The 14,929-nt window shown below is 34.4% G+C and carries 16 protein-coding genes; 12 read left to right on the plus strand and 4 right to left on the minus strand.

Annotated features, from left to right (window positions below; genetic code table 11):
- Window positions 1-652: 652 nt before the first annotated feature.
- The 4 genes from F960_RS04655 (at window position 653) to F960_RS04670 (ending at window position 3,910) form a co-directional block, all read left to right on the plus strand.
- Complete coding sequence (locus F960_RS04655; protein WP_004859060.1) at window positions 653-1,306, plus strand: TonB family protein; 654 nt, start codon at window positions 653-655, stop codon at window positions 1,304-1,306.
- Window positions 1,300-1,803, plus strand: coding sequence for a hypothetical protein (locus tag F960_RS04660; protein ID WP_004859061.1), 504 nt, complete (start codon window positions 1,300-1,302; stop codon window positions 1,801-1,803). The genes F960_RS04655 and F960_RS04660 overlap by 7 nt, the downstream gene beginning before the upstream one ends.
- Before the next feature lie 169 nt (window positions 1,804-1,972).
- Entirely contained in the window at window positions 1,973-2,671 is a 699-nt protein-coding gene (locus tag F960_RS04665) for a hypothetical protein (RefSeq protein WP_004859063.1), read from the plus strand.
- A 198-nt stretch (window positions 2,672-2,869) separates the two neighbouring features.
- Window positions 2,870-3,910, plus strand: a complete 1,041-nt coding sequence (locus tag F960_RS04670) for an IS481 family transposase (protein WP_004857494.1) — start codon at window positions 2,870-2,872, stop codon at window positions 3,908-3,910.
- Window positions 3,911-4,012: 102 nt separating this feature from the next.
- Here F960_RS04670 and F960_RS04675 read toward each other — a convergent pair whose 3' ends face one another.
- Entirely contained in the window at window positions 4,013-5,122 is a 1,110-nt protein-coding gene (locus F960_RS04675; protein ID WP_169333004.1) for an SEL1-like repeat protein, read from the minus strand.
- Between the two features lie 327 nt (window positions 5,123-5,449).
- Entirely contained in the window at window positions 5,450-6,502 is a 1,053-nt protein-coding gene (locus tag F960_RS04680; protein WP_004859068.1) for an aromatic ring-hydroxylating dioxygenase subunit alpha, read from the minus strand.
- Window positions 6,503-6,679: 177 nt separating this feature from the next.
- On the opposite strand from F960_RS04680, the gene F960_RS04685 reads away from it, so the two are divergent.
- The 4 genes from F960_RS04685 (at window position 6,680) to F960_RS04700 (ending at window position 9,206) form a co-directional block, all read left to right on the plus strand.
- Window positions 6,680-7,195, plus strand: a complete 516-nt coding sequence (locus F960_RS04685; RefSeq protein ID WP_004859071.1) for a MarR family winged helix-turn-helix transcriptional regulator — start codon at window positions 6,680-6,682, stop codon at window positions 7,193-7,195.
- A 256-nt stretch (window positions 7,196-7,451) separates the two neighbouring features.
- On the plus strand, window positions 7,452-7,676 hold the full coding sequence (locus tag F960_RS04690; RefSeq protein WP_004859073.1) for a hypothetical protein: 225 nt from the start codon (window positions 7,452-7,454) through the stop codon (window positions 7,674-7,676).
- A 573-nt stretch (window positions 7,677-8,249) separates the two neighbouring features.
- Window positions 8,250-8,486: a hypothetical protein gene (locus tag F960_RS04695; protein ID WP_004859076.1), complete on the plus strand. Its 237-nt coding sequence runs from the start codon at window positions 8,250-8,252 to the stop codon at window positions 8,484-8,486.
- 537 nt (window positions 8,487-9,023) lie between these two features.
- Window positions 9,024-9,206 carry a hypothetical protein gene (locus tag F960_RS04700; protein WP_020846454.1) on the plus strand — a complete coding sequence of 61 codons (183 nt, stop codon included), beginning with the start codon at window positions 9,024-9,026 and terminating at the stop codon, window positions 9,204-9,206.
- A gap of 9 nt (window positions 9,207-9,215) precedes the next feature.
- Here F960_RS04700 and F960_RS21430 read toward each other — a convergent pair whose 3' ends face one another.
- A complete protein-coding gene (locus tag F960_RS21430) occupies window positions 9,216-9,572 on the minus strand; it encodes a hypothetical protein (protein ID WP_004859078.1) in 357 nt (118 codons plus the stop codon).
- 494 nt (window positions 9,573-10,066) lie between these two features.
- Window positions 10,067-10,768, minus strand: a complete 702-nt coding sequence (locus F960_RS04710) for an exonuclease domain-containing protein (RefSeq protein ID WP_004859080.1) — start codon at window positions 10,766-10,768, stop codon at window positions 10,067-10,069.
- A gap of 376 nt (window positions 10,769-11,144) precedes the next feature.
- Between F960_RS04710 and F960_RS21435 the strand changes: the two genes are divergently transcribed.
- The 4 genes from F960_RS21435 to rnk all read left to right on the plus strand — a co-directional run bounded on the left by F960_RS21435 (window position 11,145) and on the right by rnk (window position 14,912).
- Window positions 11,145-11,486: an EF-hand domain-containing protein gene (locus F960_RS21435; protein ID WP_004859084.1), complete on the plus strand. Its 342-nt coding sequence runs from the start codon at window positions 11,145-11,147 to the stop codon at window positions 11,484-11,486.
- A gap of 161 nt (window positions 11,487-11,647) precedes the next feature.
- The gene (locus F960_RS04720) at window positions 11,648-12,877 is read left to right on the plus strand and encodes an alpha/beta hydrolase (RefSeq protein ID WP_004859087.1); all 1,230 of its coding nucleotides are present in this window, start codon (window positions 11,648-11,650) and stop codon (window positions 12,875-12,877) included.
- Between the two features lie 161 nt (window positions 12,878-13,038).
- Window positions 13,039-14,292, plus strand: a complete 1,254-nt coding sequence (gene glyA, locus F960_RS04725; RefSeq protein WP_004859090.1) for a serine hydroxymethyltransferase — start codon at window positions 13,039-13,041, stop codon at window positions 14,290-14,292.
- Between the two features lie 215 nt (window positions 14,293-14,507).
- A complete protein-coding gene (gene rnk / locus F960_RS04730) occupies window positions 14,508-14,912 on the plus strand; it encodes a nucleoside diphosphate kinase regulator (RefSeq protein WP_004859092.1) in 405 nt (134 codons plus the stop codon).
- The last annotated feature ends 17 nt before the right edge of the window (window positions 14,913-14,929 follow it).

Consider the following 14,929-nt stretch of genomic DNA (forward strand, 5'->3'; position numbering starts at 1 on the left):
TAAAGCAAACCATTAAGTTAAAAAGATCTTTTTCATAAGAGCAATTTGCTATGTTTAATTGTTCAATAGTTTTTGCATTTTGAATTTTATTTATATGATAAGTCTTAACATTTTTTACTGTGATTTGAGCAATTTTTTAAGTTTTTGGTCATTTAGTTCTTCTGGTGGTATGAGGGGGATAACATCAGTGTTTAAAAAAGCACATCTATTTTTCCAAAATAATCCTTAATTTATGCATAGCATAAATGAGATAAAAATAATAAAAAACTTATACATATGATATGTCTATTTAAATTTTTTTGTATAGTCGACTATATTTTTGGTATTGGTTTAATATAACTGTACAGCTAAATTTTAGTATGAAAAAAAAGGAATTATAGCAAAGTAGGGAATTTGATATACCGTTTGTTGTTGTCAAAAGCCCATTTTAGGAGACGAAAATGAAACGATATTTATTTTTGATGGGGTAACAAGTGCTGGATGGATTGTCCAAAACATATAGGCTTAGAAAAAACTAAGAAGAAAATTACAATCGAATCCTGTCTAGTATTATAAAATTGAATTTTCTGTTCTCCATCGCTTGGGTGGTTTTTTAGGTATTTTAAATGCTACATTTAATCAATGAATAAAAGATCAAAATAAGTGATACCTGATGAAAAAATTAAATGTAATCTTGTTTACATTGGCTTTTTGCTTTGGTTCAAATATCCAAGCCCAAGACGTTCAGAATGTTAAAAATGATTTAATTTTAGTTGGTTGGGCTAGAACACCAGACATTATTTTTAAGAATGAAATGCTAAAAGACTATGATCGGGATATTTCAATTAGTTTCCAAACAGATTCTAATGGTAAGGTTACTCAAGCTAAAGTAAGTAAAAGCAGTGGGTTGGATGATTTAGATAATTTAGCTTTACGAGCTGTACTAAAATCACGACTGAAAATGTCGAATGAGCAGGGTATAAAAGTATATCAGCCAATATCATCAGTACAAAAGTTTGACTTTAAAGCTTCTAGAGACCCAAAATTTGCAATTAAACCAATGATTGATGTCAAAAATTCAGATTTGGATGGAGAGTCGCGATCATTAAATATTTATTTAGAAGCAAATGAGAGTGGAAAACTGACCAAGGCTAAAATTACTAAAAGTAGTGGCTTAAGTAAATTGGATGATTATGTTTTAAATCAATTTAAAGAAACTGCAAGTTTTCAACCTTTAATCATTAATGGCAAGCTCCTGCCCATTAAAATGACAAAGGAATATTATTTCCCCTTCAATACTGCTGATGACGAGGATTGTGGATGCTAGAGGAAACAAAATATTCAGAAATGAAAATGATCATCATGAAAAAAATAATATTAGGATTAACAGTTGGGTTATTATCTTTTAGTTCATATTCTAGTGAGCTTAAGTGTTCAGAATCTTACGATATATTTCAGGGAATTATTAAAGGTGTTTTTGATGTTAGAAAAAATGGTAATTTAAAACAAATCAAAGCACATAATGAACGCTATGGCTACACAGCGTTATTTAAAGAGAATCACCCAGGACAATTATATTGGTATGGTTGGAGGGATGAGAGAGAACACGATGCATTACTTCTTCATGCCTCTGATGAGATTAAGATTGGTAAATCTAAAGAGCATAGAACAACGCTTCTCAAACCTAAGGCAGATTTCATTTCAAGTGTTGGTGAGGTATGCATCATTCCCATGTACTTCTCTGTAAATTATGATGGGAAACGCTCTGGAAGCCTAACGGATGTTTTTTTTGTAAGAGATATTCATAGCAAATACTGGAAATGAGTCAGAAGAGGTGATGGATGAGTTTTTCCCAGATCTTCCAAAGCGAATCAAAATGAAACTTTCAAAAATTAAAATGTATAATTAAATTTTGACTCGCCTGCTAAGGTGGTTTTTAATCTAATGATTAACATTATTTGATATTTTAAAAACTTAATAAATGGATGATTTTATGAAAAAAATAATATTGATTATGTTGTTGATGTCTACTCATTCTTTTGCCGAAAACTTAAAGTGCCTAAACTCATATGAAACTTTAAGAAATATTCAAGATGAAGGCATAAATATTTTAGAAAATGGAACTATAAAACAAGTTCTTGATTTTAATGAGCAGTATGATTATGCAAATTTATATAAAAATAAGCATCCAGGAAAAGGGTATTGGATGGATGATTGGGTAGATGATGATATTGCTAAAACCTCTCTTATTGTACTGGCTACTAGCGTTAAAAGCGGCAAGTTTAAAATTATTAACTACACACTAAATAAACCTAAAGCGAATTTTATATCAAGCGTAGGTGAAGTTTGTGTAATACCAGTGCAATCAACTGGCATCTATTATGATGAAGAAGGAACAACGAATGCTGATATTATTTTTGTAAGAGATTTAAAAAGTAATCTGTGGCGAATATATTCATATTATGGAAGCGAAAGAAAAGAATATTTTAATGAATTTTTCCCTGATTTCCCAAAATCTATAAAGCTTTCAGCATCTTCAACCATTTATAAATCTGGACATAAATTAACATCAATTGATGTAGCGCAAAAAATGTTTAAGGATATGGGGGTGGAAATGCCGCCCGAAGTTTTAATTAATTTACAAAAAAGCGAAAAGGAAGCTGAAGCAAGAAAGAAATTGAATGGTTTTTAAAATAGCTAAAAAGTATTTGAAATGTGCAACGAAATAGCGATATTTTACATAGCGTATTGGGTTGCACTGTATTTTAGAGTTATTCAAATAATCATAAGTTGTATTAGTTCCGACTTGATCTGACACAGGTCTTGAAAAAGAGAAAGTTACCCGTTTTGATAAAGGTGTCGAATCTAAACAAAACAAAGGTAACTTTCTATGATGCATACTAGCAATCAAATCATTAAACACAAAGTGGGCTTACTCAATTTAGCTGAAGAACTTCAAAATGTTTCCAGAGCTTGTAAAGTGATGGGCGTATCTAGAGATACATTCTATCGCTATCAAGAACTCACCGAATCAGGTGATATGGATGCATTGATCAATAAATCCAAACGTGTACCTAATTTAAAAAATCGAGTTGATGATCATATCGAAAAAGCCGTTATTGATTATGCCATTCAATACCCTGCATACGGACAACACAGAACAAGTAATGAACTACGTAAACAAGGTGTTTTTGTATCAGGCAGTGGAGTTCGATCTATTTGGCTTCGCCATGATCTAGAGAACTTTAAAAAGCGACTCAAGGCATTAGCAGCTAAAGTTGCTCAAGAAGGTATTCAGCTGAATGATCAGCAAATAGCTGCATTGGAGCGTAAACATGAAGATGATATTGCATGTGGTGAAATTGAAACAGCTCATCCAGGCTATTTAGGTTCACAAGACACTTTCTATGTCGGTAATTTAAAGGGCGTGGGGCGTATCTACCAACAGACATTTATTGATACTTATAGCAAGATCGTACACTGCAAACTTTACACAACAAAGACACCAATTACTTGCGCTGATTTATTAAATGATCGTGTCCTGCCTTTTTATCAGTCACAAGGTTTACCAATGCTTCGAATTCTGACAGATAGAGGAACGGAATATTGCGGAAAGATAGAACATCATGATTATGAATTATATTTAGCAGTCAATGATATAGACCATACAAAGACGAAAGCTGCATCCCCACAAACCAATGGTATATGTGAACGCTTCCATAAAACAATTTTACAGGAGTTTTATCAAATCACCTTCAGGAAGAAACTTTATAGTTCGCTGGAAGATTTACAAATAGACCTAGACGAATGGTTAAAGTTTTATAATACTGAACGAACCCATCAGGGCAAAATGTGCAATGGTCGAACACCATTTGAAACATTGCTTGATGGAAAACGAATTTGGGCTGAGAAGAATTTAGCTCAAATTTAAACTGACAGTCACTATTAAAAATGGGTAACTGTCAGATCAGGTCTGAGCTAGTACACATAAGTAAAATAATCAAGTAAGAATCATTATTCTTGATTTAATTGCTCATTCACTGAGTAAAGTACTCCAATATTCTGCTTTTTTCGGATCTTTTGGGATACCGATACCTTCATCATAAATTCTGACCAGATGTTGTTGTGCTTCGCGACTACCATTCTCAGCAGCCAATTTGTAATATTTGAATGCTAAAAAATTATTAGATTTAGTTTCTATTCCCTCTGAATAAAGTTTGGCTAACTCAAGTTGGCTCGAAATATTCTCTAAATCGCTACCTTTTTTAAACCATTCAATGGCTTTTTTTACATCTTTAGATCGCCCTTCGCCATATAGAAATAAATTACCTAGATTGTAATGTGCAGCAGGATTTTTGAGTGCAGCGCTTTTGGACAGCCATTCATAGGCTTTTTGATAATCAATATTTTCATCTGTGTCGCCTGTGGAATAGAACACGCCTAAATCATTCATGGCATCATCATGACCTTGTTCGGCAGCTTGTAGTAAATACTTCTGAGCCAAGACATCATTGACTTGAATTTCATTAAAACCATAGAGATAGAAATCGCCTAGTCGAAACTGTGCTTCACTACTATTTTGCTCAGCTGCTTTTTTATACCAATATTCCGATTTTTTTGCATTTTGATCAAAGCCGTCATAGCAACCTGTACGGAAATAATCAGCTAAAGTTAATTGCGCTTCCAAATAACCATTATTGGCAGATTTTTCAAACCATTTTAATGCTTGTTTGGGATCATAGCCTTTATAGCTATCTTCATGATAAATCACCGCTACGTTATTCTGTGCTAAAGGTAGCCCTAGATCGGCTGCCTTACGAAACCATTTCATTGCGATATCATTGTCTTCTTTAACACCTAGTCCATGATCATAAAGATATCCAATACTATTCATACCGTAGAGATCACCCGCATTGGCTGCTTTTATCGCCCATTGCATGGCCAGTTGATTATCAAAAAAATGGCTGTCTTCATTCATATATATGCGTGCAAGTTGACCTTGTGATGCGGCATCACCTGCATTGGCTTGGGCAGATAAAATCTTAAAAGCATGATCAAGCTGTTGAGGATCATTTTTGGCAATTCCCACTTGATAGACATGAAGTGGATCCTCATAAGCAAAAGTTGCGGTATTTGCTGTCAATAATACACAACTTAAAATTGAGCTTATTAAAATATTTTTTATCATAATCATCATGTTAAAATTATAAAAATGTATGGGAAGTATAGCAAAGAAGATTAAACCATCATAAATGTAGTTTTAAGTTTTTGTAATAAATAATGGTGTTCAAGGTACAAATATGCTTTAACGCGATAAAGTATTTGCAGAGGGCATGATAAATTAAATATTAAATGCAACGAAAAATAGCATAAGCAGTACTAGGTTAAACAACATAGTACTGTGTTTTTAATGCTCATCTAAGCACGATAAAATGCCATTTTCCTGTCGAAAACTTATTAATTTAAATATCTAAATTAATTGCTCAACCATTCTCCGAGCACGAACCAAACCTACATCAATATGAATTCCGACCATTTCAGAATTTTCAAATTGTTTTAAATTTTTATACTGATTTTCAATGACGACTTTATCTTCATCAAAAGTTAAACGTGTTTGTTCAATCACGACATTGGCGATATTTTCTCTGTCTATTTGAGGGTTTGTAGACATAGTCCAAAAATAATGGCAAGTGTCTTCAGTCTCAGGGGTGATTGCATGAAAGCCCCGCATATTAAATCCATCACGATCAGGATTATCTAGGCTATCAGTACCGGCATTGATTGCACCTGTCCAAATCCGAATATGTGATACACGGAAATCAATTTCTTGCCAGCGATCAATCTTCCCTGTAAATGGATAAGCCATACTATAAGTCGGAGGTGGTTCAGAATTTATCATGTGACGTTTCACGACCACTTGATCGTCATTTTGCGTGACTTTCATTTCAGCATTCATGTGAATTTTGGCATTACCACCAATTGTTTTTAAGTGCACATAAGCGAGGTGACTTAAATCCATGAGATTATCATGGATTAATTGATAGGGTGCTTGATAATGATATACATCACCGTCGTATAAATAATCAGGATGATCGTGATATGGATAATCAGGTGGTTCAATATCCGCAATCTCTTGTCCAAAACTATACCAAAGCCATACCAAACCTTGTTTTTCAACAACGGTATACGCTTTAACTTTTGCCTTACTCGGTATTTTATCTTGACCGGGAACTTCTACACATTGTCCTGTGCCATCATAAAGTAAACCGTGGTAGCCACAACGAACTCGACCATTTTCAAGTGTTCCACAGGAAAGCGGCATGCCACGATGGCAGCAACGATCTTCTAATGCTTGTACTTGACCATGTTCATCACGAAAGATAATCAGTGGAATATTGAGAACTTTCCTAGCAATCATGTTTTGCTTAAGTTCTTTTGATAGTGCAATCACATACCATTGATTTTTAGGGAAAATACTCGGGTTGTTCTCTACTTTGATTTTCCGTTCTAGCGTATTCGTCATTTTCATATCCTTATATTTATCAATAAACTGTAGCGCTTTGTGATCTACAATTCATATCCATCCATCTATTTTAGTTTTGACTTCAACTGTTGTTGCTTAGCTCAAAAATAAGACAAAATAGTTGTTAAGTCAACTATAATAGTTGCTAAATCAACTTATGATATTTTTAAATATGCTATGATTTTAAAAATTTCAATTTCTTATATTTCAATGAACAATAATCCAAGATTAGAACTTGATCGTTATATTCCTGCGTTAATTACTTTTTTTGCTAACAAAATGTCTGTTGGCGCATCGCAAATTTATGCACAGCTTTTTCAAATCAATGTGATTGAATGGCGCATCATATCGATGTTAGCGGTTGAGCCAAATATTTCGGCGAGTCGTATCAGTCAAATTATTGGTTTAGACAAAGGGGCAGTAAGCCGAGCTATCGCAAAGCTGAGTGCGGAAAACTATGTCAAAATTACCCCAGATCAAAAGGATGCACGTGCGACACGTATTTCTTTAACAGAAGAGGGGCTGAAATTACATGATCGTGTGTATAAGGTCGCGATGGATCGTGAACAGGCGATATTTAATGTGCTTGCTGAAGAGGACCAAGAACATTTAATTCGTATCTTAAATATTTTAAATGCCAATATTGTAGAAACAAATGAATTGCTCAACGAGAAATATTTAAATAAAGGTTAATGTATACAGTATCTCAATGATCTTTTTAGGATTGCGAGCTGTTTAGATAAACTTATAACGTGAGACCAAACGCATTGTGATTTATGGCTTATTTCAAATGATAAATTGACTAATTTAATCGTAAAGTTGTGTCTAAATCGTTAAGTAATTTATCTTTTAATGATGCTTATGACTTAGGCAGATTTTTGCTGTAACTTAATTGTCATGATGAGTTGTTAGGGTAAAACTTATTACGAATCACAATTGGCAAATCATTATGGATACGAATTTAAAAGAACTAAATAAACTTATTGAAGAATTTGAAAAAGATGGGCAAGAGCCAAAAAAGTTGATTATTGGCTATAAAACCTATGCATCGTTGATGAGTGATAACAAGTTTGCAGATAAAGTCACGAAAGATAGCAAAGATACGATGGTGAGATATTACAAAGGTATAAAAATAAAAATGGTGACTGAAAAGCATTATTTAGAAATCAAGTAGAGGGCAGTCTAGGATTATTTAAAAACAATCATTTCTAATACAAATAAGCTGCTAAAGTTTAATTTTAGATCTTTTGTGATGGGTAGAAATTTTTTTATCCATTTTTAGCGGATAAATTATAATAATTTTAATTGAAATTTTAACGATAAATTAAGGTTTGTATTTTTAGTAAAATACATAAAGATATTAAATGCCAATCAAGAATTTTAAACATTTTGTTTATATAAATTTAATAGTAATTTTAATATAATTAAATTATAAATAAATCATTATTATGTAATTGAATTTATTGATATTTAATATGGTTTGACATATAAAATAAGTGATGGGTAAAAATTGGGCATGGAATCATGACCACGATCGAAATTCTTGTTACATCCACTTTGTTTTTTATATTAATGTTTATAATTCATGAGTTTGCTAAGTTAAGAGCATTAACATTTTACTAAATTACTCCTAAAATGGTTATTCCTGAGTGAATTGCTTGGTTTTTTATTGTGGCAGATTTTGTTATTACTATTTAATTTACATAATGATAATTTAAATATTAACTTTACAATTATTAAAACGTTTATGAAACACACAACTAAGCCAAAGAAAGTTTGGTTAGCTCGCGTTCATAGAGGTGACTTAGTGATCAAAAGCTTTACAGAGTTTACTTTAAGTGCTTCAGGAATAATTGAAGGAGATGTTTTTGTACAAAAAAGTGCACGATTTCATATGAAAGGTATCATGAACGGAACGATTTATAATGAAGGAATCGTTGAAATATCCGGTTTATTTCTTGGTTGCATTAAAGAAAATAGATAATTAAATGAAAGCGCTGACTTAATTTATAATGTGTTGAATTCGTCTATATAATGTGCAACTTTATATGTTTTTGCAATATTTGAGTCTGGTGCTGAAATCGAAAACAGACCATTAGTTTTCGCTGACATATAATATGTCTACTCACATCTAAGATCTAAATCTTAGTTCTCAAATTGCATTTCAAATATAGTCTTTTATCTGTATTTAAATAGAGCTTGCAAGAGTTTTAAAAAAACTACAGATTGTTGGAATTATGTGCGTATCTATTGTTATATTATTGATTTTTAGAGTGTCGCTATTTAGTTCATGATCCAATTGGAGGCTCTTGGGGGGCAATAAGTGAATTGCATACACAGCATCATATATTTGATGAAATTTTATGTGAAATTTACATTAAAATATAAATAAAATTGGATTTGAGATTTAGCTGTATAAAATTGCAACAAATGAACTGAATTTTGCTCGAATCGTACTTGGAGGAAATATAAAGCTTGGTTATATTTAGCTTTGCAGGAAGCAAAATAAATTTGGTCTTATATGAAAAAATTAAAACAAACCTATTTAAGAAAGGGTGAACATCCGATGGTGCTGATGAGCATTTTCAGCTGTGCAGCAAAAAAACAGAGCTGGACCAGTGATGAGATTAAAACCGTCATGATCGAAGCACGGAAAGCTGATTATTCTCACATGTTGAAAACGCTACAATCTTATTGTGAATAATAATGTAAATTATTGAATATAAAGCTTTATGTTAACATCATATTTTCTAAAATTTTCAATTATTTTATCCAGTAATTTTAGCTGTTGAATATGTCCAATTTCAGTTTGGTTAGTGCTCTGCATTGCCTCTTTTTGATATTGAATTTGAGTAATTTTCCATAAATGTTCATTTAAATGTTGGATGGATAGTTGTCTGATTTGTATGCCTTGATCATGTTGTAACGGCATAACATCCGTCATCTTTAATTCAGTTGTTTGAGGATTTGCAGGATTTTCTGAAAATGTAATCACCCATTGACCGACTTTACCGAGCTGGGCAGGGTGATCCATTTCATCAAATTCTAATAAATATGTTTGTGTATTCATGATGATTTCCCCGTCATTCACAAGCATAATTTAGTAGAAATTGTATGTGTTTACAGCTAAGCAAATCGTCTTAAAGACATTGCTGAATGGTGAATAATATTTCTTTAAATACTTAATGGTTTGAAAGTTATCATTTTATTTTAAGGATTTAGATAAAAAAGCATTGAGCTTATGCAAAATAACTCTAATCAGGAGAAATGAGCTCATTCATTTCTCCTGATTGTTTAGGGTCAGTTGACATTTCAAATTGGTTGCGACGACGAGTGTTTTTTAGATGATATGAGGCGTAGATTGAGAAATTTAGTGATCTAAATGATCAAGCTACAACGAAATAACATCAAAAAATACTCTCGTCCCACAGGGTTGTAGCTAAAATTATCTCAGGCTTCGTTACGAAATTTGAAAATGGCCTCGCCATTCTCTGCATTTCGTGCCTTGCCTGCTCAATTTTAGCCAACAACGCAATTCAGTTGTGAAATGTCAACAGGCCCTATTTAAAGTGTTTGAATATTGGCATTTTCAAGTGCTTTACGTAGATAAGGATCAAGATCTTCTTGGCGAAGCAACCACTGCACATAGTCTGGTGGTAGGTCCGAAATTGCCGTACCGCGATGCTTACCAAAAGTAATACTACGTGGAATACGCGCATCTTCAGACGCTTCAAAAAGTTCTTCTATTGTTTGAATTTTCAATTGATAAATAATGTGCATCAAAATATTTGCAGTCAAAATAATATCTGCATCAGCTCGATGCGCACCACGTAACATTTCACGTGCTTTTTCACTTCCTTTACTGATCATATAAATCAATGCAGAAAGATTATGTGCTTCGACGTTTGGCCAAACCACACGAGCAAGTGCCAAAGTACAAATCGCTTTGATATTTTGAGTATTTACACCGCATTGTTCGATCGCTCGAATATCATAGTCGATGTTATGACCAATGATATATTGAGTTTCATTTGGCAGTTCAAAGCTAGAAAAATTGGGTTTTCCCTCAATGTCTGATTCTAAAATGTGATGGACTGCCATAGACGCATAAGAAATTTTTTCATCGCCAATGCTATAGAGTTGATCGAAAATTTGACTGCGATCAAGACTCAATTTGCCATTTTCGATTTGGATTGGAGCATAGGCAATTTCAATCGGATATCCATTGAGGTTATGGGTTTCCGTATCGAGGATAATTGCTTGCATTGGCTGCTCCAAAAAATTTAAAAATTCATTTAACACGGCTCAATCAAAAAATTCAAACAAAAAATCTTTTTGCAGGTGTCCTGTATTTAGTGGAAGGGTGCATAAGTTGGGTATTTTTAATTTTTTATATGATCAGGATGCGCTGATGATTTATTTTTAATTCTAAATTTTATGTGGAATAATTAAGAATAAAAAACGATATTGGATTGGTTTTTATGGTTGATTATTTGGGTTTATTTACTATAAATATAGTTATATTATCAAAATACGATATTAGGTTTTATTTATATATTTGTTTTAAGTCTTAATAAAATTTATTTTCTATCAATAAAAAGTGTAATATTGATCACATGAAAATTCAAATATAGAGAGCGCAATGAAAATAAAATTAGCATTTGTTCTAATGATGAGTTTGGCTTCTTTTTCTGCTTTTGCACAAGATCAAGTGGCGGCAGATTGGGCTGGGTTTTGGCAAAAATATGACATAAATCATGACCAAAAACTGAGTCAAGATGAGTTTGAAAAGGTAGAAGATTTCGCTCCATTTTCTTATGCAAATACATTTCAAGGACACGAGCAACATCACAAAATTTTTAAACAACTTGATCAAAACAAAGATAGCTATATCGATGTAAATGAGTTTGCTCAGATCGAAAGCGTGGTTGAATCACCACTCATGGGTAGGGTTTGGCATTCGGATATTGCAACACATTTTTAATCAATATTTTAGAAGATTAATATCGCTTTGCTAGAGTTAATAATGTTGAAAAATATACAATTTTTTTCTTGCTTTTCAGTTTAATAATCAGTCAAGATCTTCCCTGAGATAAATCTAAATTTATCACATGATGAATATAATAATGTTTAGGGAAGACATCTATGAAAAAAAGTTTAATTGCCATTGTGCTGGCTAGCTCAGGTTTAATGCTGAGTGCTTGTAATGACAGCAATGATGGTGGAAGTGGTTCAACTTCTTCGGCTGATATTAATAATATTCAAAATCCAGTAGTCACAACCACAGCTTATAGTAAGGATGCTGATATTGCTGCTTTGGCAGCAGATAGCCAGTTGATGACATATAAAATGAAAGGCGTGAATGGTGATGAAGTTCAAGCCACAGCTTTGGTTTTCACACCTCGTACAGCTGCACCAGCAGGTGGATGGCCTGTCGTCGTTTGGGCACACGGGACAACCGGTGTTGCTGACCAATGTGCGCCAAGCCAACAAGGCTTACAAGGCACGCAGTATTTGCTCATGAAACTCTTGGCAGCGGGCTATGCTGTTGTTGCGCCTGACTATGAAGGTTTGGGTGAGCCAGGTGGAAAAGAAGCGCATCCATTCTTAAATGTTAAAAGTGAAGCATATTCAATCACTGATGCTGTAGTGGCAGCGCGTGATTATTTAACTAAACAAGGTAAATTGGTTTCAAAACAGTGGATGACTGTGGGGCATTCTCAAGGTGGGCAAGCAGCACTTGGCGCAGCTCAATATGCTGCACGAGCAAATCTTGATTATAAAGGTACTGTTGCTGTTGCACCTGCATCAAATCTGACGATCATTTTAAATGTGGGTGAATCACAAGTCGCAAATGCAGATCTCAATACCAAAATTACGACTTTAGCTGCATTAGATACTTTTACATCGCTGATCACTGCTGGTTTACAAACGTCTAATCCAAGCCTCAAATTTTCAGATATCTTTAAATCACCTACAGATAAAATCGCAGAAACAGCCAATACTGTATGTTATACCCAACTTGGGCAAAGCTTAGGTGGGGCAATGGGTATTTATGCAAGTCAAAATGCAGGTTCATTGGATGGCTATCCACGTACGCAAAGTAACTTTATGGCTTTACCAGCTGTAAGCAAATTTTTGGTTACTGATTCACAGCCATTACAAGTGAAACTGAATCAGCCAGTGATCATTTATCAAGGTGGCGCAGATACGACTGTTCCTAAATCTGCGACTGATTTACTTTTATCGGGTGTACCAGCGAAAGAAAGTCAAATTTCATACCGTACAAATGATGCTTGGGATCATACAACTGCTTATGTATTGAACTTGGATAATATCGTGGCAGATGTACAAAGTTTGATGCCAACAAAATAGTTTTTGGCTTTGATGGAATAAAAAAGCTCATGCAATCTAAATCATGAGCTTTTTTTATTTAAAACTGAGTAAACTTCATTCTGTTTAATTGGAAAGTTCGTGTTACAATGCGCGGTAATCTTAGCACGGCTTAAAAGCCCTAAATTAATAGGACCTCGCTAATGTTCGCCAATATCTCTATTTCTGAATTTGATCCAGAATTAGCCAAAGCAATCGACGCAGAAGGTGAGCGCCAAGAAGCGCACATCGAATTGATCGCATCTGAAAACTATTGTTCTCCAGCTGTAATGGAAGCACAAGGATCAAAACTCACTAACAAATATGCGGAAGGCTACCCAGGCAAACGTTATTATGGCGGTTGTGAATACGTAGACATCATCGAGCAATTAGCCATTGACCGTGCTAAAGAGCTTTTTGGCGCTGATTATGCAAACGTTCAACCACATGCTGGTTCACAAGCAAACTCTGCTGTTTATCTTGCGCTTTTGAATCCTGGTGATACTGTTTTAGGTATGAGCTTGGCACACGGTGGTCACTTGACTCACGGTGCAAAAGTAAGCTTCTCAGGTAAAACATATAACGCAATCCAATACGGTTTAAACCCTGAAACTGGCGAAATCGACTATGAAGAAGTTGAACGCTTAGCTTTAGAACATAAACCACGTATGATCGTTGCTGGTTTCTCTGCTTATAGCCAAATCGTAGATTGGCAACGTTTCCGTGAAATCGCGGATAAAGTAGGCGCATATTTATTTGTAGATATGGCTCACGTTGCAGGTTTGGTTGCTGCTGGTGTTTACCCAAGCCCAGTTCAAATTGCAGACGTAACAACTACGACTACTCATAAAACACTTCGTGGCCCACGTTCTGGTTTGATCCTTGCGAAAGCAAACGAAGAAATCGAGAAAAAACTTCAATCAGCTGTATTCCCTGGTAACCAAGGTGGTCCATTGGTTCATGCTGTTGCTGCTAAAGCAATCTGCTTTAAAGAAGCAATGACCCCAGAATACAAAGAATATCAAAAACAAGTGGTTATTAATGCTAAAGCAATGGCTGAAGTATTGATCGCTCGTGGTTTTGATATCGTTTCTGGTGGTACAGAAAACCATTTATTCTTATTATCTTTGATCAAACAAGATGTAACAGGTAAAGATGCAGATGCTTGGTTAGGTGCTGCCCATATCACTGTGAACAAAAACTCTGTTCCAAATGATCCACGTTCACCATTTGTCACTTCTGGTATCCGTATCGGTACTCCAGCTGTAACAACTCGTGGTTTTGGTGAAGCTGAAGTACGTGATCTTGCAAACTGGATCGCTGATGTACTCGAAAGCAAAGGCGACGAAAAAGTAATTAATGAAGTGAAGGAAAAAGTTGCTGCGGTATGCGCTAAATTCCCTGTTTATGCAAAATAAACAAACACTTTGAAAGAGCCCCTTTCATAGGGGCTTTTTTTATGGCGATGAAAATTTAGGGCAAACAGGTTTGACTGAAAAATCTATTTTTTTCTAGCTCAAACAATGCGATTACGATACAAAATGGATGAATTTCTGATATAACTAAAGTCATCAGTAATTTTTTATTCTATGTTTTTTAAATATCAAAATTATGATGAATAGGAATCGAATAGATGGAAAAACCAAGTATTATTATTTCATCTCAGGATTTACATCGTTTGGAAACGATGCTTGAGCATCAGTCACAATTGACTCCAACGATGATTCATCTTGAAGAAGAACTCGCACGTGCAGATGTGGTTGATCCTCATGATGTGCCAGCAAATGTGGTTAGTATGAATGCAAAGGTGTTGATTACCATTGCACCAGCGACGGAACCGACTGAGATTCATTTGGTGTATCCGCATGATTTTCGTGGTGAAAAAGGGCAGGTGAATATCCTTGCACCTGTGGGGGCTGCGATTTTAGGATTGGCTGAGGGACAAGAAATCGAATGGCCACAACCAGATGGTCATTTGATGAAAGTGAAAATTGAAAAAGTTCTTTATCAAGCTGAAAGAGAAGGTGACTTTCTCTAAGCTGATAAAAATGCCAC

Origin of the sequence: Acinetobacter gerneri DSM 14967 = CIP 107464 = MTCC 9824, assembly GCF_000368565.1 — a bacterium.
Lineage (GTDB): Bacteria > Pseudomonadota > Gammaproteobacteria > Pseudomonadales > Moraxellaceae > Acinetobacter > Acinetobacter gerneri.

Bases quoted from the DNA above. Each gene is read 5' to 3' on its own strand.
- F960_RS04670 (WP_004857494.1), top strand. From the start codon at position 2,870: ATGATGCATACTAGCAATCAAATCATTAAACACAAAGTGGGCTTACTC.
- F960_RS04655 (WP_004859060.1), top strand. From the start codon at position 653: ATGAAAAAATTAAATGTAATCTTGTTTACATTGGCTTTTTGCTTTGGT.
- F960_RS04685 (WP_004859071.1), top strand. From the start codon at position 6,680: ATGATTTTAAAAATTTCAATTTCTTATATTTCAATGAACAATAATCCA.
- F960_RS21430 (WP_004859078.1), bottom strand. From the start codon at position 9,572: ATGAATACACAAACATATTTATTAGAATTTGATGAAATGGATCACCCT.
- F960_RS04720 (WP_004859087.1), top strand. From the start codon at position 11,648: ATGAAAAAAAGTTTAATTGCCATTGTGCTGGCTAGCTCAGGTTTAATG.
- F960_RS04700 (WP_020846454.1), top strand. From the start codon at position 9,024: ATGAAAAAATTAAAACAAACCTATTTAAGAAAGGGTGAACATCCGATG.
- rnk (WP_004859092.1), top strand. From the start codon at position 14,508: ATGGAAAAACCAAGTATTATTATTTCATCTCAGGATTTACATCGTTTG.
- F960_RS04695 (WP_004859076.1), top strand. From the start codon at position 8,250: ATGAAACACACAACTAAGCCAAAGAAAGTTTGGTTAGCTCGCGTTCAT.
- F960_RS04680 (WP_004859068.1), bottom strand. From the start codon at position 6,502: ATGACGAATACGCTAGAACGGAAAATCAAAGTAGAGAACAACCCGAGT.
- F960_RS21435 (WP_004859084.1), top strand. From the start codon at position 11,145: ATGAAAATAAAATTAGCATTTGTTCTAATGATGAGTTTGGCTTCTTTT.
- F960_RS04665 (WP_004859063.1), top strand. From the start codon at position 1,973: ATGAAAAAAATAATATTGATTATGTTGTTGATGTCTACTCATTCTTTT.
- F960_RS04660 (WP_004859061.1), top strand. From the start codon at position 1,300: ATGCTAGAGGAAACAAAATATTCAGAAATGAAAATGATCATCATGAAA.
- F960_RS04690 (WP_004859073.1), top strand. From the start codon at position 7,452: ATGGATACGAATTTAAAAGAACTAAATAAACTTATTGAAGAATTTGAA.
- glyA (WP_004859090.1), top strand. From the start codon at position 13,039: ATGTTCGCCAATATCTCTATTTCTGAATTTGATCCAGAATTAGCCAAA.
- F960_RS04710 (WP_004859080.1), bottom strand. From the start codon at position 10,768: ATGCAAGCAATTATCCTCGATACGGAAACCCATAACCTCAATGGATAT.